We start from the raw sequence: 20,763 nt of genomic DNA on the forward strand, positions 1-20,763 counted from the left end.
CTATTGCAAAAAGGCTTCTTCATTGCTTATGGCATGGAGGGCGCACATTCCTTCTGTTATCAAGCCACTTCTTATTTATCTTGGTTGTAACTTAATTAACCTCATGAAATAGCGCATAATATTTCGAAAACCATTGTCAACAAGAGACGAGTCAAGGTTGCTGAGTGATTTTTAATAAGTAAACGCTAATTTAGCCTTGTCTTATTTCTTTTTTGGAAACGAAGCGTTTGGGTTTTTTCATTAGTTACAGGTCGTTGGCTGGAGTAAACTCTGCGCATAGATTCGCAAACAGATTCGTTAATCTCGGTGTTTGTAATTTGACAAAACAACAACGTTGTTTGGCTTAAGAGGAGTGAACCCACCGCGTTCACTGTATCAGAGATAGATCGGCGTAATATACACTAAAAATGACTGGCTACTTTGAAATAACAGTGTGCGATTTGATAATGTTAAGACGTTTAGCGCGTAGTGACGGAATCCGGTGGGGAATCTACCTCAATAATTCAAAAAATGTTTTTCAAACGACCGCGCCACACTCATTCCAACATCTTCTTCATCAATCGGTCGGCTTAATATTCACTAGTGTCAAGAACTTTACATGCATCGAGCAATTGCTGCTGTAACCAGCGTAAAGCAGGATCATTCAAGCTCGCTTTGTTCCAGACCAAACTGTAAGACACTTGCCCAAAATCAAACGGCAGAGGTTGCTCGACCAAATCTTTCGTTTGCAGCGCGGCTCTTGCCCAACGCTTGGAGCAGGTAAACAGATAGTCTGTATGGTGGCACATGACGGCCGCGGAGCCGAAATCTGCGACGCGTATAGCAACGTTCCGTTTGTGATGCCTTTGTCGCAGGTTTTGCTCAAAATACGGTCGAGAAAGATCTTTGTCATGAATGCCGATATGCCGAGCTGACAAGTAACCATCAATAGTCAGTGATTGCTTGGTCAGTGGGTTAGATTTATTCATCAAACAGATCAGTTCGTCTTTCAAAATGGTTTGCCAAACCAGGTCTTTATTCTGAGTGGGCGGCTGACTCAGATCGTGAGGCAGTAACAAAAAATCAATTTGTCCTCTGACTAACGCATCAAAACTCATCTCGTCTTTAGAGTGGACCTTTAAATAGGCATGGTTACCAAGCAGCTGTGACAGGTGAACCAACACCGGTGCAAACAGTTCCAATGAGCTTTCTCGCATTGCAATGGAAAAATCGCCTTGATAGCAAGCGGGAATGAATGACCCTTGGTGTAACAAGCCATTCATACTCGACAAAATACCGTGTATAGCCGGGCCTACATTGATGGCAAAGGGCGTTGGAACTAAATGGGTACCGTCACGGTAAAAAAGCTCGTCTTTTAGGGTTTCACGAAGCTGACTAAGTGTTTTGCTCACACTTGAAGGCGTGACACAAAGTCGCTCTGCAGTTTGAGTGACACTATGTGTTGTCAGCAACATGTGTAACACAGTGAGGTGTTTCAAGCTGATTCTGGATAGAGTGATGTAGTCCATTAGTCGTCTTTGTTTTTGATCTTATTCTAAGGTAATAATAAATATATGATTTATCGTGTCATAAAACCATTTTTTTATAGTTTATATGACTAATACTTTTGTTCGGCATGAAATAACTATCGCTAACAGCGCATTGTGTTGCTTAAGTTCTATTGGACAGTAAAACGTTAGTTAACACGCGCTCTATTTGGCTATCAGCATGGGCTAATGGAAAGAATCGAGCGGGAGTGCGGTGGGACAAGCCATAAAATCAAACGGTTGTCGTCTCGACAAAATATCAGATTTGTCGTTGTTGGTTGAATTACATATATAAACGCTCTCAACCACACGATTAAATAGATTAAATGAACGAACTGATCGATGCTATAGCAACTCACGGATACTATATTTGGGACGATTTCCTTTCAGAACAAGAAGTTGCTGATCTAAGAGCATGTGTTCCCGATAACTGGAAAAAAGCACGCATTGGTCGTAATGAAGACGTGACACGCATAGAATCGATTCGCAGCGACAAAATTCAATGGCTAAAATCTGAAATGGGGAGCCCGATAGCATCTTACCTCAATAAGATGGATGAAATTCGTGAAGCGATGAACCGCCACTTATTCTTAGGACTATTTGAATATGAGTCTCACTTTGCGAAGTACGACAAAGGCGATTTTTACAAAAAGCATCTCGACAGTTTTAAAGGCAACGAAAATCGTCGCTTAACCACCGTGTTCTACATGAATGAGGCTTGGAGTGAAGAAGATGCAGGGGAGCTAGTCGTATATGATCTTAATGATGAGTTAGTTGCCAAGATACCACCTCGAGGCGGGCGTCTTCTTGTTTTCTTATCAGAACAATTTCCACATGAAGTGTTACCGACTAATGCAGAGCGATTTAGTATCGCAGGTTGGTTCCGTATCAATGGTGTCAGAGATAATTTATTAGATATCGCAAGCTAACTGACACGATTTAACCCCATTTTCTTAAAATCAGGCGAGGCGTAATCTTTACGTCTCACCATCGTCCTATAACAGAGCATTTCCAACCAAGCTCTGAATCCGTTGTAGTTACTCCCAAGTCTTCGTCACAAACCTACCAGAAATCATATAATTAAGTTTGGTCCTGATAGTAGTGACGAGTCTCACCAGCTAATCATGAAAATTTTTAGATGACCATTCTGTGTAAATATAATTATACACTAATGGTTTTTTATTCTTACACTTTGCTTGATCTTGTCGTGTATATCCTACAATATCGTGTTCATAACAAAATATGGTGTCATGTAGGGTCATTCTTACCCGATCTGGTGCTGCTAATATTCAATAAGATGTAAAGAATAATATACAATGAGTCGTTCTAAAGTGTTTGGTAGTACCCTAATTATTGCAGGGACTACAATTGGTGCCGGAATGCTGGCGCTTCCTCTTGCCTCTGCCGGTATCGGTTTTTCTACCTCCCTCATCATTATGTTGGGCCTTTGGGCTCTAATGGCATTCACCGCCTTATTGATGCTTGAGCTTCATCAGTATGCTGAAAGTAGCGCAACACTCCATACGTTGGCGAAACAAATTCTTGGTCAGAAAGGTAAATGGGTCGCCAGTTTTGCCATGCTATTTCTGTTTTACTCTTTGTGCGCGGCATACATTGCTGGTGGCGGTGCACAATTTGGTGATCGCTTAACGCAATGGTTTGATCTTGATATTTCAGGCTCGACTTCAACCATCGTTTTCACACTTATTGTGACGTTGGTTGTGACGATTGGTACGGGCACTGTAGATAAAGTTAACCGCGTATTATTTGCAATGAAGCTCGTTACTATGGTGGCGGTATTGTCATTCCTGGCACCCAACGTGACACAGTCTTACCTATTAAGTATGCCAATTGAGCAGGGGCTTATTGTTGCGGCGATTCCTGTTATTTTTACTTCTTTTGGTTTTCACGGCAGTATTCCGGCGATTGTTAACTACCTTGACGGAGATACGGCTTCATTGCGTAAAGCGGTGATCATTGGGTCAACGATTCCACTGGTCATTTACATCTTTTGGCAGATCGTTACGTTAGGTGTAGTCAGTCAAGATACTCTTATCGACAATAGCGGGCTGAGTGCGCTTATTGGTCAGTTGTCCCTGACGGTTCATCAATCAAACCTGGGTAATATTGTTGGCGTTTTTGCAGATTTAGCGCTTCTGACGTCTTTCCTGGGCGTGAGTCTTGGTTTGTTTGAGTTCTTGGGTGATACGATCAAAAGAAGTAGTGATAAACCAAACCGATTAGTTGCTGCGTTGATCACTTTTCTTCCACCGTTAGGCTTTGCTCTGTTCTATCCTCAAGGCTTTATCATGGCGTTAGGGTATGCGGCTATCGCACTGGCTATTCTGGCGATATTTTTACCGCTGGTGATGGTGATTAAAGTGCGTCGTTCTGATGATTTTACTGGTGATTACCGTGTAGCCGGCGGGCAGGGCGCGTTAGTGATTACGGGTATTGCGGGTACCGGGATAGTCGCTGCACAGTTATTAATTACTCTTGGAGTTTTACCTGCCTTAGGTTGATAACGCCTTATAAAATTGACTTGTTCAAAAGCCAATGGGTTCTGCTCATTGGCTTTTTTAATCTGGATCAGGTGACTTGAATATTCCGCGAAAAAAGTTGGCGGATGTCTGGTTTTGTTTCGTACACTTATATGGAGGTATATCAAAAATTTGAGTGGAGAAAAAGTTGCTCTAAAAACACAAAAAAATTGATAATAATGAGCTTTTTCATCTGGTACCTGGCTTGACTGGGAGAGTGGAAGTATGACACACCGTAGTTTTTATCCGTTTGCGAAGCCGCTAAATGAGCAATTGCAAGCGTTAAAAAATAGGATGCAGGCGCATATGCCATGCATTGATAGGGTGTCTTTCGCAAAATATTACCCCAGACAAGATATGCTCAAATCTTTCGCAGACACGGAGTTTGATAACTGGGATTTAGCACATTATGAAGCACCGCTTCGCAAACTCCCCAATCTATATACTTCTGCTCAGAACGGCACACCTCGCGTGGTTGACGATCTCAAAGACATTAGTAACAGCACTCGTGTTAAAGTTTTACTGGACCACGGCTATCGATCCTCAGCTGCCATTCCTTGCTATGAAAACAAAGCTTTTACTGGCTTTGTGTTTTTAAACTCCGTACAACCCAACTCATTTAAGCTAGAAACACTCAATAGTCTAAAACCGTATTTTGATATGGTTGAGTTCGCCGTTGAGTCGGAAGATCACGTTGTTCATGAGATCGAAAGGCTTTCAGAACGTAAACTATGCGCGATGCCTGGCTATTGTCCAGAGTGTTACGCACATACCAAGCGAATGCGCCTGTATGCCCACTTGCTTGGTGTTCACCTGGCTGAACGTCATAAGTTGACTGATGAACTGGTCGAACAAATTGCGATTTTCGCACAGTTTCATGCTGTGAGTGATGTTCAATTACCCATCGATATCGCTTGTCGTCGTAGTCATTTCAACAAAGAGCAAGAAGCAATAATCATTCAGCATATCGAGCAATGTATAGCGTCTGCGGATGACATTGTTGCTCGTATTGGCAACCCCGTACATCCAAGTGTCGTACTATTCATGCAGATGGTCACTTACCAGTATGAAAATTTAAATGGCACAGGCTACCCGTATGGACTGGAAGAAAAGGATATTCCAATTGCTGCACAAATTGTTGCGGTTGCGAATTCGTTTGATGTGTTGACCACGCACCATCCAAATCGTCAGGCATGGTCGATCCCGTATGCGCTAATCGAGTTAGAGAAATGGGTACATGACGGCTTATTGTCTGGTGAATGTGTCAATGTCTTGCGGGATAACCAAGTCTATCTAAAACAAATTATCCATAAATTCCCAGAGCACTGTTCCGTATAGGGGCAATCAATATTGAAAGAGGTGAAAATTTGACTAGGAGGATTTTATAAACAATACTGTATGCATGTACAGTATTGTGGTTTCGATTAAGTTTGGAGGTGAAGTATGTTGTGGGAAACCCTTGAAAGAGTAAACCGCTTACGCCAACAAGCCCTTGCGAACGCTGAGTTTGTTCAGTCAGCAAAAGAGCATGAACAAGCACTGCAGGAGCAAGAATATCATTACCAACCAAAGAGCGCGCGTTCAGCCAAAGATAGAAAAGGTAAAAAATCGCTGGCGGATATCTACAAAGAAGTGGAGTTCGGCGCGGAGTCTCGTCATTAATCCTTTCCATCGCTGCTGCGGCTTACACGTATAAACGCCGCAGCACAACGACTAGTGCGAGAGCACCAAAGGAGTGGATTTAGAAATCCGCTTTACGAACGTAGTGGGGGTTTTTGTATTTCTTGGCTGGGCCAAACGAAGAAACGACCAGCTTGTTCCACAGTGTCTTATCAAACTCACCTTTTGGAATAGAAGGGTAGAGCGTCTCTTCTTCTTCCCTAGAAAAGTGCATGTACTGTTTTTTCTTAATCTGGTTGTACTTCTTCGCTATTTGATTATGCTTTCTTACCCACTCTAATTTGTAGTTACGAAGCACCTCTTCACCTTTGTCTTCACTCATACGGGAAAGAAACAGCCGTTTATAAGACACTTTTCTGTCCAGCATTGTACGCATAACGGTCTGAATATATTTGCCGTGGTGAGTAATGGTGATGTCTTTTTCATCAATAGGCGTAATACACCAGCCTTTGGGTAGAAAGTCTGGTTTCTTAAATTGTTTATTACGTTCCATTAAAGCTTGATGCAAAACCAAATCTGAGGTTCCGCGGAACGTTTTTTGCCATTTACCAATGCGAATTTGAATCGAACCCGGCAAACGATAGATATTAGTAAACTTATCTTTATCCATGGACTTCAGTCATGAGAACAATATGAATTATTAGAATGTGATAACCAACCCATCACGTAGTAGAGAATAAACAGGCTGAATTTAATGGCGATTTTACAACGACATCGCGTTAATTAGCGAGGGGTTATGTCAATAATCGGTGAGGAAATAGAAAATTATTGTAGTTTGTGAGCGGTTGTAACGTTAAATAACGTCAAAATGCAGAATCTGGCTTTGAAGATGCGATTACTGCACCAAATTGGTACGCCCGTAAACAGGGTACGGGCGAATAGGTTAGACCGCTTCTTCCAGCAGGCTGGCTTCTTCTTCCTCGATTTCTTGCAAATGTCTGCTCGCTTGTTGCAATTGATACATTTGCGCATAGCGACCATTTTGTGCCAAGAGCGCTTTATGGGTCCCTTTTTCAACCAAATCACCATGATGTAGAACCACGATTTGGTCTGCGTCCAAAATGGTAGACAGGCGATGAGCAATCACAATCAGAGTCATATTTTGACGCAAGACTGAGAGGCTCTTTTGAATCAAAGCTTCAGTGCCTGAATCAATATTTGCCGTCGCTTCATCTAAGATAAGAATTTTTGGTTTGGCAACCAATACACGTGCCAACGCGAGCAGTTGCTTTTGACCTGCGGAAAGGTTGGTTTCACCTTGACCTAACTGAGTATCAAGCCCGTTCGGGTAGCGATGGATTTGTTCCGATAAACCTACCTTGTCTAATGCATCCCATATTTCAGTATCTTCAACGGGACGACCCAGAGAAATGTTCTCCCTAACTGAATCGGGAAGAATATGCGGATCTTGTTGAACCATAGCCACGTCTTTACGCAGAACATGTTTCGCCAGCTTATTCAGTGGACGGCCATCAATCAGCAACTCGCCAACCTCTGTTGGATAAAAACCCATAAGCAGCGAGGCTAGGGTACTTTTCCCGCTTCCTGTATGACCAACTAAGGCAATAAAGTCTTGATGCGCGGCATCAATTGAGATGTCTTTGAGTACGTCTTGTTTGCCATCATAGCTAAACGTCAGGTTTCTAATCTCGATAGAACCGGTTTTAAGTTCTACTTCATCATCGCCATACGTTTGCTCTTTTGCATCAATGAGTTCAAATACTCGCTCACTTGAGACTAATGCCTGTTGCAATAAGGCAAGCTGCTGTGTCATTTCAATCAACGGCTCAGTAACACGCCCTAGGTAACTGATGAACGCATAAAGCACACCGACACCTACCACCTCGACACCATTGAAACCAAAAATAGCGACTAAACTCAACAAAGCAAGGCCTGCTAGCAAATCCATCAGTGGGCGCAATAGATAACCGTTTAAACGAATGACACGCTTTGAGGCCACTAGGTGCTCTGCAGTTAGCTCATTAAACTGCCGGTTAAAACGCGCTTCTTGTTGCATTAACTGAACGACACTCATTCCCTGGATTGATTCGCTTAAGTTGGCGTTAATGTCAGTAAGCAGGTCACGCATTCTGCGATAGCTTTCTGTACTGAGCTGTTTAAACAGATACATAAAGCCAATCACGATAGGCAACAGCACCAAAACCACCAGAGTAAGTTGCCAACTCATAAAGAACATGACGCCGATCATCACGAGGATCATCACTGCGTTTTTAACCACAGTCGCAATCAGAAGCTCATAGAACTGCTGAAGAGACTCGGTATCATTAGTGATGCGTGAGACTAGCTTACCCGCAGGTGTGTAATCAAAGGCAGAAAGCGGCTGTTTGATTACGCCAGAGAACACTTGTTTACGGATCATCTTAATCGTGTTGGTTGCGACCATACTGAACTGCAATGACTGTAAATATTGGAATGTCGCTGAAATCACCTGAAGTGCAATATAACCAGCGGCCAGTGAGATCAAGACACTTTGTGAGTAATCGCCTTTTGCGATGTGTTCATCAATAAAATACTGAATCAACCAAGGCCCACCTGCACTGGCTAATGCGGCGATAAACAGCAGACCTAGCCCCTTGAGCATCGGCTTTGGTTGTGACAATGGGTAAGACAACAACCGCTTAAATGTGCTCGTTTGTTTCATCGGTTACTCCTCCATTGCCTGCTCTAGTTTCTGGTACTGCAACATTTCCGCATACCACCCTTGGTTCTGCTCTAATAACTGATGACGACCTCGCTCCGTAATGTGGCCGTGGTTGAGGACGATAATCTCATCCGCCGATTTAAGTGCCGTTAAACGGTGAGCGATGACGATTAAGGCTTGGTCACGATAGTGTGTCTCAAGGTTCTTCAGAATCTGGTGCTCTGTGCGTCCATCCACGGCAGACAGTGCGTCATCCAAAACCAGGACCTGAGCATTGAGTAACATCGCTCTCGCAATCGCAATACGCTGTTTTTGACCGCCAGAAAGCGTAATGCCTTTTTCACCCACTTCGGTGTTGTATCCGTCTGGAAACTTCTCGATGTCTTGGTGAATACAGGCCAGTTTTGCGGCTCGGTACACTTCTTCTTTGCACGCTTTGGGATTTCCTAATGCGATGTTGTCAAAAATCGATTTTGAAAACAGGAATGGGCTTTGATTCACAACAGCGAAGCGATTTCGCCATTGCGCTAGCTGGGCATCTTTAATCGATACATCACCAAATTTAATCGTGCCATGTTCCAAGTCGTGCTGGCGGAAAAGCAGCGTCAATAAGGTCGATTTACCACTCCCTACTGGGCCTGCAATTCCTAACATTTTGCCAGGCTCTAGCGTCACGTTAATGTCTGCCAGGGCAGGAGGTAAATCTCTCGACCAATGAAACTTATCGATATTGATTTTCAGGGGTAACGGTTTATCTTGCAGCGGAGTGTCTCCACTGACAATTTCAGGCTGCTCATCAAAGATTTCCTGCAGGCGATTCCATGCCGCCGAGCCACGCTCCAAAATGTTAAACAGGAAAGCAAACGCCAGCATTGGCCAAATCATAAGGCCTAAATACATCGTGAAAGCGGTTAAGTCACCAAGAGAGATTTCCCCCTTGTCAACGAGGTACGCACCTGCAGCGACACTGAGTAAAAACGAAAGGCCGATAGTCAGCTGAATAGCAGGATCAAAACGCGCATCCACACGAGCAACCGCAATATTCTTTGCCCCCGTGTCGTCAACAACCTCTTCAAAGCGCTGTTGTTCTTGCTTCTCTAATCCGAAAGCACGCAACATGCGGACGCCGTTCAACGACTCTTGAGTCATATCTGACATCGTAGAGAAAGCCTCCTGTGCAATGCGGAAACGCTGGTGAAGGATGCGCACAATATAGAAAATGATGATGGCGAGAAACGGCATTGGCAATAGCGCCATAACCGTTAACTTCCAGCTAACCTGGGTTACCATCACGATAAGAACCGCAATGCCTGTAATTAACGAGTCCGCAGCGGTGAGCACGCCTTCGCCTGCGGTCATGACAATGTTTCTGACGTCATTGGTGCCGCGAGCCATTAAATCGCCGGTTTTGTAACGTTCGAAGAAACGAGGTGGTTGCGTTGAAAGATGGCGGTAAAGCTTATTACGCAGGATGGTTCCTAGCTCCCAACTCGCGCCAAACAACCATATCCGCCACAGTATTCTGCAGACATAAATCGTGACGAATATGGCGGTAAGACCTAACAACCACATGATTAACGTGCTTGTTTCTAAAGTGTTATCGACAACACCATCTACAATCACGCCTACCGCTTTTGGCGGTATTAATTGGAGGAGGGAGATCAGTGCCAGTAGTAGAATGGAGCCAACGTAATGTTTCCATTTCTGTTTGAAATACCAACGTAGCTGCCAGAAAATTCTCATTCCGCCTCCCAACTTAAATATTTGAAATTATTATGGAACCATTATTAGGCGAAATGAAAAGTTTACAAGTACAAATATTAAGCAGACATGAATACGATATTTTGTATTGAATTTGAATATATGCTCTATCTAATTTCTGACTTTATTACTGCAACCCGCCAATGTAACAAGATTATGTGAAATTAATGTTAATTATACCGTTTTGGTGGTTTCAGATCTGTTCGATGGTTTAAAGCGCTAAAACACAGTTTAACTGAGTTCAATCAACGCTTTAAAGCAAAAGAATTTTGTTTTGCGAGAGAGGATCGAATGAAATTAAGCTCATACATTCTTTTCAATCAAGCCTGGCTTGGTTTATGAAAGCGAAGAGCATAAGAGGTATGCTAAATTCGATTATCACCCGTACTAAATGCAATGATTTGACTGATCTCCGTTAGACTTCGGCCACTATCTTTTTGCCACTGAATAAAGGCTTTGTTGGCTGCATCCAGAGACTTCTTGGTATCTTTACCACCTTCGATGATCTTGCAGTTACGCAGGTAAGACTCAACATCGTTAGAGAGGATAAACGTGTCGGCACCCATCTGGCGTAGGGTATATGGACCAGTATTACCGCCGAGACGTTTGCCATGTTTTTTTAAATAAGCCCAAAGCTCGGTGATGTTCTCTTGCGGCCAATCTGCGACCATTTTACCGAATGAGCCGTATTCAATGCTGACTTCATGAATCATACGAGCGTTGGCCGGAATCGACATTACTTTTGTCAGATGACGGATGATACGCTCGTCAGTCGCTTTTGTTTCCCACTGCTCGTCAGAAAGCATAAGTAATGGCTCGATTTTGAAACCAAAAAAGACCTCTTCAAAGTTGGGCCATTTGTTACGTACCACACTCCATGAGATGCCACTCTGAAATACTTTCATTGAAAATGCAGCTAACCAACGGTCATTCGGTATCGCTGCTAACTCTTGTTTACTTAGTGGCTGAGTAAGCAGGGCTTCAAGTTTATCTGTACCGCCTTTACGCTCGGCAGCGCGTTGATAAATCGCGTCAAATTTTTCAATGGTCATAAAAGATTTCGAACTCGTGTCGTGTAGATGTTAGGCAAACATACTACGCTTAAGTTGCTGAATCGTAAATTGATGGAGTGTCACAAATGAAGAAGGTCACATTAACGTTTGTTGGGGAAGGTTCGGAGCGCATCGCAGAGAAATTTTATACTTGGCTAGCCGATGGTGGATTAGAAGACAGCATAATCGAGACCCTATCTGATAGGGAAGTCTCGGTGGTTGGCATCAGTGATATGGACAATGAAACGCGCGATGTGGTGATTACGACAGAGATGAATTAGCCGTGTTTAACAAGATAAAACAAAGCCCTTCGTTGAGGGCTTTGTGCATTTAGAGAGCTGTTGTTTGAGATATCTTAGTGATGAACCAGCGATAGACCGCTAGGAAGTGCATCACCAAAGACACGTTTCGATTCGCTTTCAGACAGCTCTTTGACTTCTTCAACCAGAGAAACCCAAGAGTCAGGGACTTTGCTCTGTTTCAGTTTGTTCAGAACCTGCTTACGGTAGTCGTCTGAAATATCGAACAATCGGTCTCCCGTTTTGCGGCAAATCATGACAGCAGCAAACGCGATCATCGGCTCTTTTTGCCAGTTTTGTTCAAGCAGTTTAGGAAGCCACTGTTCCGCTTGCTCACGTGGTATGACATTGTGCTGGCTGCCGTATAGCGGAGTACGCGAAGCAAGTCGGCCCATTGCCCACCAGTGCGCTTGTTGGAATTGATTGTGGTTGACGGCTTTGCTCAGGAACCAAGTCGCTAGCAGTACTTTGTCTTCCACTTCCAGATGCTCCAGTGACGCTGACAGGCGAACCATTGACTCATAACCCATATCCTGCGCGGCTTTAGCCGATTGTGGGTTCTTCATCGCGCCAGGGTGTAAGTATTTCGCAATGTCAGCCAGAATCGTTTCTTGTTGCTCCTGGCTCAGGCCACCAGCAATACGACGCCAGAATACCCACCAGTCTGTCCATCCTTGATGGTTTTTGAACTGAATGTTTTGTTGGTAGAGACCCCAAACTTGCTCGATACGCCATGAGTCTGTTGGGTCGCCAAATCCTGGGCGGAGTGAAAAGCCCGCGAGACGCAACCAGTTCTTCTCGTGTGGTTCTGAACGACGGCGACGTTTTCTGCCTTGAGCAAACGCATCAAACAATTGACGAAGAGTGGTGAAGTCCCATTCATCACGTTTACCCAGTTTCTTCTCAAGATCTTTCGCTAAGGTTTTGATCTCTTTACTGTCGGCACTCTTTTTATTACCGCTGTAGAGACGTGCGATAAGCTCCTTACACTCATTTAACTTTGGATGAAGCTGTACTTCTTCGTTGTCGTCGGCTTGTTTATTACGAACTTCAAACTCCAGCCCCCAACGTTTACTGTCGTCTTCTGCGCTGACACATTCCATTTTGAGTGTGCCCACCTCAGTTAACTGACAAGCGAGTTGAACCTCGACACGCTCTTTTTGGTTTGCGTGTAATTCTGCGCCTTCACCTTCTAGCGTGGTGATGTAAGGCGGAAGTGGAACAAACAAATCAGGATCAACGTCAACCATCACACCATTTTGAATCGCGGTGTTGTTGGTCAGCGTATCGTGGGTTGAAGTCAGTAGATTAAATCGAACCGGTTCGCCCAGTGTAAGAGAGAATCGACGACCACTTAGACGAATTTCATGACCTTCTTCCGTTCCTTTTGCCAGTAAACAAAGCGCTTTGCCCATTTTGTTTTTCTCTTGCAGATGCAGGAAGTAAGATCGAGCAGCACCACCACCAATTTTTAGCTGTGCACCACGACGCGCTTTACCAAAAGCAACCGCGCCAAGGGCCACTGACCAGTCGGGGTGTGGGTTATCTAAAACCGTGATAGGAGCGCCGCGCCAGTCAGAGAGTAGGGTAGTGACACGATCTGTGACAAGGTCACTATTAAACACACCACCGTTGAGCAGTAAACCCACAGGAATTGCGTTTTGTTTATCGTCTGCTATACCAAGTGCAGCGCGAGAAACTTGCTGATGTTGAGACAAGAACTCGGCAACGTGCTTACTTACCGCAGGGTCTGCAACGTATGGCAGGCCGAACTCAACCACCGCACTGCGGCGTTTATCTGGTACTTCATTAAATTCAGAAAGCGGGAAGAAACCATCCAAAGCAATTTGGTGCACTTCTTGTTTACTCAGCCCAATACTCTTGGTGCCACCAAGTAGTTTAGAGCCGCTCCCAAGCATGGTGATTTTCACTTCTTCCGGTGCATTGGAAGAGAGTAGATTCTCTTTCGCTTTACGGGTCTGCTGAATCAGTTTTGTCAGGCTTGCGGCAGTCAGCTTTTTGTTTTGATTAAAGCGACTTTCTGCCAGGTGCGCCAATGCCAAATCGAGGTTATCACCACCCAGCATAAGGTGTTCGCCGACTCCGATACGGTCTAGCGCTAACTCATCATTTTTAAACTTAGCTTCAATTAAGCTTAAGTCGGTCGTACCACCACCCACATCGCAAACTAAGATAAGAGGCAGTTCTCTGAGCTCGTCGGCTGCGGTTTGTTGGTGCCGTGCGTACCAGTCATAACATACCGCTTGTGGCTCTTCGAGCAGAACGATTTTATTCAAACCAGCAAGCTCGGCCGCTTCAAGGGTGAGTTTACGAGCGGTTTCATCGAACGATGCAGGAACGGTAACCACTACATCCTGGTCTTCCAGTTTGTTACTAGGATGACGGTAGTTCCACGCCTGGCGGATATGGTTCAGGTAACTGGCGCTGGCAATAACAGGTGAGACTTTATCAACGTCGTGTGCGCCTGCCCAAGGCAGAATGTCTGAGCTACGGTCTACGGCTTGGTGTGATAGCCAGCTTTTCGCACTGGATACCTGACGGCCTTCAACTTTTGCGCCTAGCTCGCGAGCCCATTCACCAACAATGACATTCTTGATGTCGCCAGAGACTGGCTGGATTTCCCAAGGGAGTGTCAAATCAGAAGGGGAGATTTGTCCCGGAGCAGGATGGTAACGAAAAGAAGGTAACAGCGGCTTACGAACCACTTCACCAGGACCAATCAATTGGTCAATTTCAAATAGCGATACTTCGGATTGTTCAAGGTTGTCGGTGATTTCACAGTAGGCAACCACGGTGTTTGTGGTGCCAAGGTCAATACCAACTAGAAAACTAGGAGATGCCATACAAACCTTCGTGTATTTAAAAACGGCACCCGATTGGATGCCGTTTGATTTCTATTTATTCTTCTTCGTTTGAGTCACTTTTCGCGTCTTCACGCACATCGAACTCAACGTGCCATTTTTGACCGTTATCAGCGGCAATCGCTTCCAGGTAAAGCGTACCAAGCTCGGTAACACGAGAAGCCAGAGTAACTGGAACGACTTCACCTTCACGACGACCTTCAGAGACTGGTAGCGTTACTTGAATTTCTGGTAACTCTTCAAGCTCTTCCGGTGCCCAGTGATCAAGGTGGGTACCAGCCAGATCATCACGACGAACGGTTGAACCGAAGAACTGGAAGTTCACTGGTTGACCGATGATCAAACCAAACTCCTGGCTTGGAACGTCAACGCTTGAACCTTCTTCCATACCGAATGGTGCTACACATAGAGCCTCCATTGGAGGCGCCATACCCGGAATCGCTGGCATTGCGCTTTCAATACCGACGTAGTAAGCCGAAGCAATACCACCACGGATACGAACACCCTGACCACGACGAACTGAACCGTAGTAAGCTGCGCCACTTGCTACTGCAAGGTCCAAATCTACGCCAGTCAGACGTTTTGCCATTTCGGTATCTGCTTCCAGCAACCACTCGTTAATGGTGTCTTCTAAGCGAGAAGCCAATAGCGTTGATTTCAGCACACCACCGTTAAATAGAATCGCGGTTGGTTTGATGAAATCTGCCGATGGCGCAGCGTCTGCACCCGGCATGCCAGGCATGTTCGCAAACGGGTTGAAGTCTTGCTCTGGAGCCGATTCAGCGCCACTTTGTGCGTTTGCTTGCTTAGATAAGAATGCAGCGATGTGACGAGTGATGCCCGCGTCTTGTGCGTAAGGCAGGCCCATTTGCGTTAGTGCACCACGGTTACGTTGAACAGGGTGATCAGTAATCGCAACTTGTGGGAAGAAGCCATCAACCAGAGTTTGCTGTACTTCTTCCTGAGTCAGTTCGGTCTTAAGCGTTGCGCCAAGCAGTTTAGACCCACGGCTAGGAACAACGATTGGCACAGATTGTAGCTCGCTGTCGTTGAGTAACGCTTCTTTTGCATCACGGCACGCATGTGTCATCGCCTGAACTTGCCACGGTTGTAGATCTTTGCCGTCTTGAGCAAGTTTCATTTTCAAGCGGTACGCAAGCGCAAGGTCCATGTTGTCACCGCCAAGCAGGATATGCTCACCTACTGCGATACGGCTAAGACTCAGGTTACCGTCATCTTCAGTGACTTCCACCAAGGAAAGGTCAGTGGTACCACCACCGATATCAACAACCAGCACGATGTCGCCAACTTCAACTTCGTCGCGCCACTTGTCATTGCTGTTGTCGATCCAGTTATAAAGAGCAGCCTGAGGCTCTTCGAGTAGAGTCAGGTGAACAAAACCCACGTTGCGAGCAGCTTCTGCTGTCAGATCACGAGCAGCCGGATCGAAAGATGCAGGAACCGTAATCGTCACTTCTTGCTCAGCAAGCTTATGATTTGGGTGAGTGTGGTTCCAGGCGTCTTTCAGATGCTCTAGGTACAGTTCTGTTGCGCGAAGAGGCGATACTTTCTCAACTTCTTCTGGGCTACCTGCTGGAAGGAAAGCATCACGACGGTTAACACCACCATGGCAAAGCCAAGATTTTGCACTGGCAATTAAGCGGATAGGCGTTTTTGAACCTAGGTTACGCGCTATCGCACCAACCAGAGCTTTAGGCTCGCTTGACCACGGTAGTACGCGAGACTGCGGATTCATTTCATGTTCGTGAGGTTGGTATAGAAACGAGCCGAGTTGGCTGCGAGTTTCTACTGTGCCAGGTGCTGTCAATTGCGGGATTGACATGACTTCTACACGAGCGTCTTCATCGTGAGTATCAACAAAAGACATCACACAGTGTGTTGTACCTAAGTCAATACCAACGCTGAATTGAGGAGACTGTTGTTCAGTCGCCGCGTGGGTATTTTCTTCTTGAGAAGTGTTTTCTTGGTTCATGTGTTCCATTACAGCTCAACCTCAGCTGGTGCGATCACAGATGCGTCGTAGTTTTCAGCCAGTTTAGGCAGGTTCATAGACGTTGCCTTCCAGCCTTTGTGAACCAGTGTTCCGTGGAAAGGCGCACTGCCTGTTACATTGCCAGTCAGACGAATTTCTTGTGGGTTAAAGTTTTCTTCAACCGTAATGCGTGTTTCTTCGTCTTCGTTACGTACGTGTGCAAGTGTCACGTAATCGCTTAATACTTGTTGTCCGCCAGTGTGGATAACACGAGCGGCCGCGCCAACTTCTTCATCAGAGAAAGAAGTTAAGTCTTCTTGTAGGAAGTCAATTAGGCGAGCTTCTTGCTGCATGATAGAAAGCAGTTGCATTGCCGAGTCGGTAGAAGCTGTTGCAAGTTTTGATTCAACCTCAACCACTTTTTCAACCACTTTCTCTACTTCAACCACTTTTTCAACTTCAACGATTTTCTCGACAGGTTTTTCAACCTCGACGATCTTCTCAACCGGTTTTTCTACCACTTTCTCAATTACTTTCGATTTACGTGATACAGCAACCAGCAAAAGCAATACGCTCGAAGCAGCAAGACCAGCGTGAAGCATATCGAACGTTTGAGGAATTAGGTTCAAATCAATGTTCATGACGTTTTTCTCTTTCTATTGATTCATTGGTGCATAGGCTCAATGTGTTTATTAAAATGATCGTCTTTGCGATCCTGCACCAAGTTTAGACACTAAAATGATGTCGGATGTTAGCATATTCAAGGCTTAACGCTGTAATAATTCGTAAATTTACCGCACGATTAGCGCGAAAAATCAACGATTGGAACACGCTTTAAAGGCCAATGCTGGTTATCAACACGATATTTCCTTAATTAATGACACCTTGCTTCAGTTTTCGTCGACGTTATATATCGTGCTTTTTACACCTTTGTGGGAACTAGTTTTTAATCTTCACTAGATAAAATAGCTTTGCTGCTGTGCGTTCGGCGATTAAATCAGCAAGCGAATTCGAGTTTTACATGGCGTTGAGGTAGAATCTCACGCTTTCAAATCTACGTTAGGAATCAAGACAAACTATGAACCATAACCGTATCGTATGCTTCGATTTAGAAATGTGTTGCTGGAACGAAAATGGCGTCGGTCGCACTGGCGAGATAATCGAAGTCGGGTTGGCTGAAATAGATTTGTCTAAGGGTGAGATCGTTAAGCGTGCTCAATACTACGTTAAGCCTGAGCATGACGAAGTTTCACTGTTTTGTGCAGAGTTAACCGGTATTACACCGCGTAAAATTGAGAAGCAGGGCCGACCACTTGAAGAAGTGTTGAAGTCTATGGTTAAGAACTTCGGCGGGCGCAACAAAATTTATGCCTCTTGGGGCCGAGACGACACGATTTTGCTGGAAGAGTGTAAGCAAAAAGGAATTGAAGCACCCTTTACCGAATTTATTAACCTAGCGACGCTTTACCGTATTCAAAACCGCCTTAAAGATAAGCGTATTGGTCACAGAGCCGCGCAAGAAGCGAAAGGGATTGACTGGGAAGGCCGTCAACACTCTGGTTATGTTGATGCTTATAACCTTGCCAAACTTGCGCTAACCATGCTCTAACTATGTTTTAGGTATGAGCCTGTAAAGAATGTTTAATCCAACTTATGTTTTTCTGTCATGAAAAGACGTTAGTTTGTACCGTGTCAAACAAATTCTTACCTTAACCAGTATTAAAATAACAACTCATTGGCTTGTACTTAAAAACGCGCTTTTCAGCGCGTTTTTTATTGGACGTTTAAAAAGTAACAGTGGGGATTGTGTTGCGCGATTACTGAGATTGAAGCTTCGCTCTGATAAAGTCATGGTGGTCGACGTACAGCAGTTCGGCAGTTTTACGAATCACAGCGTCTTCCAGTGGGTCTATCTCACCGTCGGCGTAAGCAACTTCCCACATACTCTTTATCAAGTCGTAACGAGTTTCCTGAGTCAACTCCCTTAACTGAGAGGTGAAATCGTACAACGAAGCCGAATCTTTTGTCTTTTGTGCGGCTTGTTCCAGCAGTTGTGTAGCTTCTTCCGAACTTAATTCAAGTAACTTCATGAGCAGGGAATGTTTTGTCTCTAGCTCTTTTTCATCCACTTGGTAGTCGGCACCAGAGACTTCACACAGCAAGCAGGCTATCGCCATATTGGGAGACAGAGTATTAGTCTGTGCCAGATCCTCGCCCTCGAGAAGCTGTTTAAACAAAGATGTGAGAGAATTGAACATAATGAACACCAAGCTGATAACTATCTTGTAAACATGGTTATGTGTGTATTAAATCTCAAGGGGTAGCACCTGAAATTACGAATTCTATACATTAACTCTAGTCTGTTACGAGCTTATGAGCCATGGTGATCAATTTAAGCACAGGGTTTTGGTTGCCGACCTGTTAGGTTTCGATTTTCGTCGGTGGGAAATGAATTTCTTCATTATCACTCGTCAATATACTGATTTGGCGAGGTTTGCCTTCGTCATCGAGGTGTAACTCTCCAATCGCGCTATGATTAACCAAACGGTAAAAGTTGTGACTACTTGGTGCCCGTTTGTAAATTTTGAGTCGTTTACGTTTAGTGAACCAGTTTAATGGCGAACGAGGGCTATATAGCATTCTGTCCAGTGCGTCACATATCGTCAGCAGCCGTGTAGGAAATTGATTTTTAATGCCACTACAGGTGATTTGATAAATATTCGGACTACTTTTTCGATAACGTAATTTGATGTCATAGGCAAAAGAGTAGTGGACATCACCGGATAAAATCACAAAGTTAGTCGGTGTCTTGGTATGAGTGAAAATACTGACAAGTGTGTTGGCGCTGCCGGGATGTGCCATCCAGTTTTCTGCATCAACCAATAATGGTTTACCAAACATGGTAAACACACGTTGTAAAGATTCAATAAACTTCACACCGAACATCGGCGCCGCAGAAACAATGATCACTTTATCTTCATGGACTAGCTCTTGATGAAACTCGATCAAGGCTTCCCAATCCATCAAGCCAGATGGTTTATTCATTTTAGATTCTGAACGCCAGCGTCGAGTTCGGGTATCCAGAACCACAACCTTTGGGGAAGTGGGGATGGTGTAGTGCCAGTTTTCGAAGCGATACAGAGTGTGAATCAGTCCATCTTGAGCGTCAGAGGATCCTTGTTCCAGAAAGTCTTTTATACGAGTCATAAACGTCTCATCGAACTTTTCCGGAGCGTTGCCCCAGCCCTGACAGAACCAATAGGCAATCAGACTATTACCGATGATGCGTTTCGCAAAAGGGTGGCTATACGCTGCCTGCTCCCAGCCAATGGTTAAATTCCAGTCGTCAGTAACATCATGATCATCAAAAATCATATAAGTCGGAACATGAGCGAGAAGACGCTGAACACGATCCAATCCGCTGACAAACTTATCTATCTCGGTCTTTTCTTCACGCCACTTTTGTTGCCAGTCGGGCGTTAGTGTATTGCCTCCGACATTAAATTTATTCTCTAACAGCCGATCTCGCTTGACCAGTGCCCATAATGTCGGAGACCAAACCAATAAGTACATCGCAAAGCATTCTGCAAAACTGATCAGGTGATTTTCACACTCTTTGGAACTGAAAATAGGGGTACCGCGGTTAGGGAAAAACTGACTTAGCAGGCTTTCGTCATCGACGTAATGTGGCAGCAGTTTGTCGCGACCATAAAAACATGCAGGGTGTTGATATAGCGCTTTAGTATCTGAAATCAGGGCTTGTTCAAACTGCTCATCTGGCAAGCCTAATAACGTGATCACTTGTTCAATCGCATCTAAGGTTGGCCCAGCAACATGGTCGACATAAACCTGATCGCCGCTCATGAGAAGCATGTCTGGGCGATCCTCTACGTCCTGATGAGCGACTTTTGAATCCACCGTAACTAAGGCATCTTCACTGAAGTGCTGTGGGTTGCGACACGAACCATGAATAACATAATCGGCTTTCTCACTGATTAAAAATTCTATCCCTTTTTGAATATCCCCATCCTGCTCATAACCCAAGTGGGGCAAAAGCTCTGTCAGCAAACCATTTTGCGTGTGGAGCTGATACCGGAGTGGCTGGTGAGTCGGGAAGTCAGCTTTTAATGTCAGCAAACAGACCCAAGCTCGTTGACCGACCTGAAGCTGAGTAAGTTGCTCAAAATCCTCAGAGTGATAGCAAGCCTCAGAAGTTGCATCGGTCACTTCGATGACCCCTTCTAAGGGCTGTGTAGTGACCAACCAGATATTAATTTCTGACGCGGTCACTTTGCGCAGAATCGGGCCCGCAATAATAAGAGGAAGGTGAGGATGTTGGATAGTGTCTAATGATGCAGCCAAACTGGT

General features: G+C 44.8%; 16 protein-coding genes. 6 read left to right on the top strand and 10 right to left on the bottom strand.

What is annotated here, in order from left to right; genetic code table 11:
• Positions 1-569: 569 nt before the first annotated feature.
• Positions 570-1,508, bottom strand: coding sequence for a LysR family transcriptional regulator (locus RXX31_RS06625; protein WP_317588284.1), 939 nt, complete (start codon positions 1,506-1,508; stop codon positions 570-572).
• A gap of 344 nt (positions 1,509-1,852) precedes the next feature.
• Between RXX31_RS06625 and RXX31_RS06630 the strand changes: the two genes are divergently transcribed.
• The 4 genes from RXX31_RS06630 (at position 1,853) to RXX31_RS06645 (ending at position 5,728) form a co-directional block, all read left to right on the top strand.
• Positions 1,853-2,455: a 2OG-Fe(II) oxygenase gene (locus tag RXX31_RS06630; protein ID WP_317588285.1), complete on the top strand. Its 603-nt coding sequence runs from the start codon at positions 1,853-1,855 to the stop codon at positions 2,453-2,455.
• A 387-nt stretch (positions 2,456-2,842) separates the two neighbouring features.
• Positions 2,843-4,048 carry an aromatic amino acid transport family protein gene (locus tag RXX31_RS06635; RefSeq protein ID WP_317588286.1) on the top strand — a complete coding sequence of 402 codons (1,206 nt, stop codon included), beginning with the start codon at positions 2,843-2,845 and terminating at the stop codon, positions 4,046-4,048.
• Positions 4,049-4,291: 243 nt separating this feature from the next.
• Entirely contained in the window at positions 4,292-5,404 is a 1,113-nt protein-coding gene (locus RXX31_RS06640) for an HD-GYP domain-containing protein (protein ID WP_317588287.1), read from the top strand.
• 105 nt (positions 5,405-5,509) lie between these two features.
• The gene (locus tag RXX31_RS06645; RefSeq protein ID WP_317588288.1) at positions 5,510-5,728 is read left to right on the top strand and encodes a hypothetical protein; all 219 of its coding nucleotides are present in this window, start codon (positions 5,510-5,512) and stop codon (positions 5,726-5,728) included.
• A gap of 79 nt (positions 5,729-5,807) precedes the next feature.
• Here RXX31_RS06645 and RXX31_RS06650 read toward each other — a convergent pair whose 3' ends face one another.
• The 4 genes from RXX31_RS06650 to RXX31_RS06665 form a co-directional block, all read right to left on the bottom strand.
• Entirely contained in the window at positions 5,808-6,356 is a 549-nt protein-coding gene (locus RXX31_RS06650; RefSeq protein WP_317588289.1) for a hypothetical protein, read from the bottom strand.
• A gap of 273 nt (positions 6,357-6,629) precedes the next feature.
• Positions 6,630-8,408 carry an ABC transporter transmembrane domain-containing protein gene (locus RXX31_RS06655; protein WP_317588290.1) on the bottom strand — a complete coding sequence of 593 codons (1,779 nt, stop codon included), beginning with the start codon at positions 8,406-8,408 and terminating at the stop codon, positions 6,630-6,632.
• A 3-nt stretch (positions 8,409-8,411) separates the two neighbouring features.
• Positions 8,412-10,151: an ABC transporter transmembrane domain-containing protein gene (locus RXX31_RS06660; RefSeq protein ID WP_317588291.1), complete on the bottom strand. Its 1,740-nt coding sequence runs from the start codon at positions 10,149-10,151 to the stop codon at positions 8,412-8,414.
• Between the two features lie 383 nt (positions 10,152-10,534).
• Positions 10,535-11,221, bottom strand: coding sequence for a DNA-3-methyladenine glycosylase I (locus RXX31_RS06665; protein WP_317588292.1), 687 nt, complete (start codon positions 11,219-11,221; stop codon positions 10,535-10,537).
• 86 nt (positions 11,222-11,307) lie between these two features.
• Here RXX31_RS06665 and RXX31_RS06670 point away from each other — a divergent pair, with 86 nt between their 5' ends.
• Complete coding sequence (locus RXX31_RS06670; protein WP_237316658.1) at positions 11,308-11,502, top strand: hypothetical protein; 195 nt, start codon at positions 11,308-11,310, stop codon at positions 11,500-11,502.
• A gap of 74 nt (positions 11,503-11,576) precedes the next feature.
• On the opposite strand, the gene RXX31_RS06675 is transcribed toward RXX31_RS06670, so the two are convergent.
• The 3 genes from RXX31_RS06675 to RXX31_RS06685 are packed head-to-tail and all read right to left on the bottom strand — an operon-like array spanning position 11,577 to position 17,036.
• The gene (locus tag RXX31_RS06675; RefSeq protein ID WP_317588293.1) at positions 11,577-14,384 is read right to left on the bottom strand and encodes an Hsp70 family protein; all 2,808 of its coding nucleotides are present in this window, start codon (positions 14,382-14,384) and stop codon (positions 11,577-11,579) included.
• Between the two features lie 55 nt (positions 14,385-14,439).
• Positions 14,440-16,404 carry an Hsp70 family protein gene (locus RXX31_RS06680; protein ID WP_317588294.1) on the bottom strand — a complete coding sequence of 655 codons (1,965 nt, stop codon included), beginning with the start codon at positions 16,402-16,404 and terminating at the stop codon, positions 14,440-14,442.
• Positions 16,404-17,036, bottom strand: coding sequence for a DUF2760 domain-containing protein (locus RXX31_RS06685; protein WP_317588295.1), 633 nt, complete (start codon positions 17,034-17,036; stop codon positions 16,404-16,406). Before RXX31_RS06685 ends, RXX31_RS06680 begins: the two co-directional genes overlap by 1 nt.
• 437 nt (positions 17,037-17,473) lie before the next feature.
• Here RXX31_RS06685 and RXX31_RS06690 point away from each other — a divergent pair, with 437 nt between their 5' ends.
• Positions 17,474-18,004: a 3'-5' exonuclease gene (locus RXX31_RS06690; protein WP_317588296.1), complete on the top strand. Its 531-nt coding sequence runs from the start codon at positions 17,474-17,476 to the stop codon at positions 18,002-18,004.
• Positions 18,005-18,212: 208 nt separating this feature from the next.
• On the opposite strand, the gene RXX31_RS06695 is transcribed toward RXX31_RS06690, so the two are convergent.
• On the bottom strand, positions 18,213-18,653 hold the full coding sequence (locus RXX31_RS06695) for a TerB family tellurite resistance protein (RefSeq protein ID WP_317588297.1): 441 nt from the start codon (positions 18,651-18,653) through the stop codon (positions 18,213-18,215).
• A 163-nt stretch (positions 18,654-18,816) separates the two neighbouring features.
• Positions 18,817-20,757, bottom strand: coding sequence for an alkaline phosphatase D family protein (locus RXX31_RS06700; protein WP_317588298.1), 1,941 nt, complete (start codon positions 20,755-20,757; stop codon positions 18,817-18,819).
• Between the last annotated feature and the right edge of the window lie 6 nt (positions 20,758-20,763).

This window comes from Vibrio sp. EA2, from assembly GCF_033042495.1.
GTDB lineage: Bacteria > Pseudomonadota > Gammaproteobacteria > Enterobacterales > Vibrionaceae > Vibrio.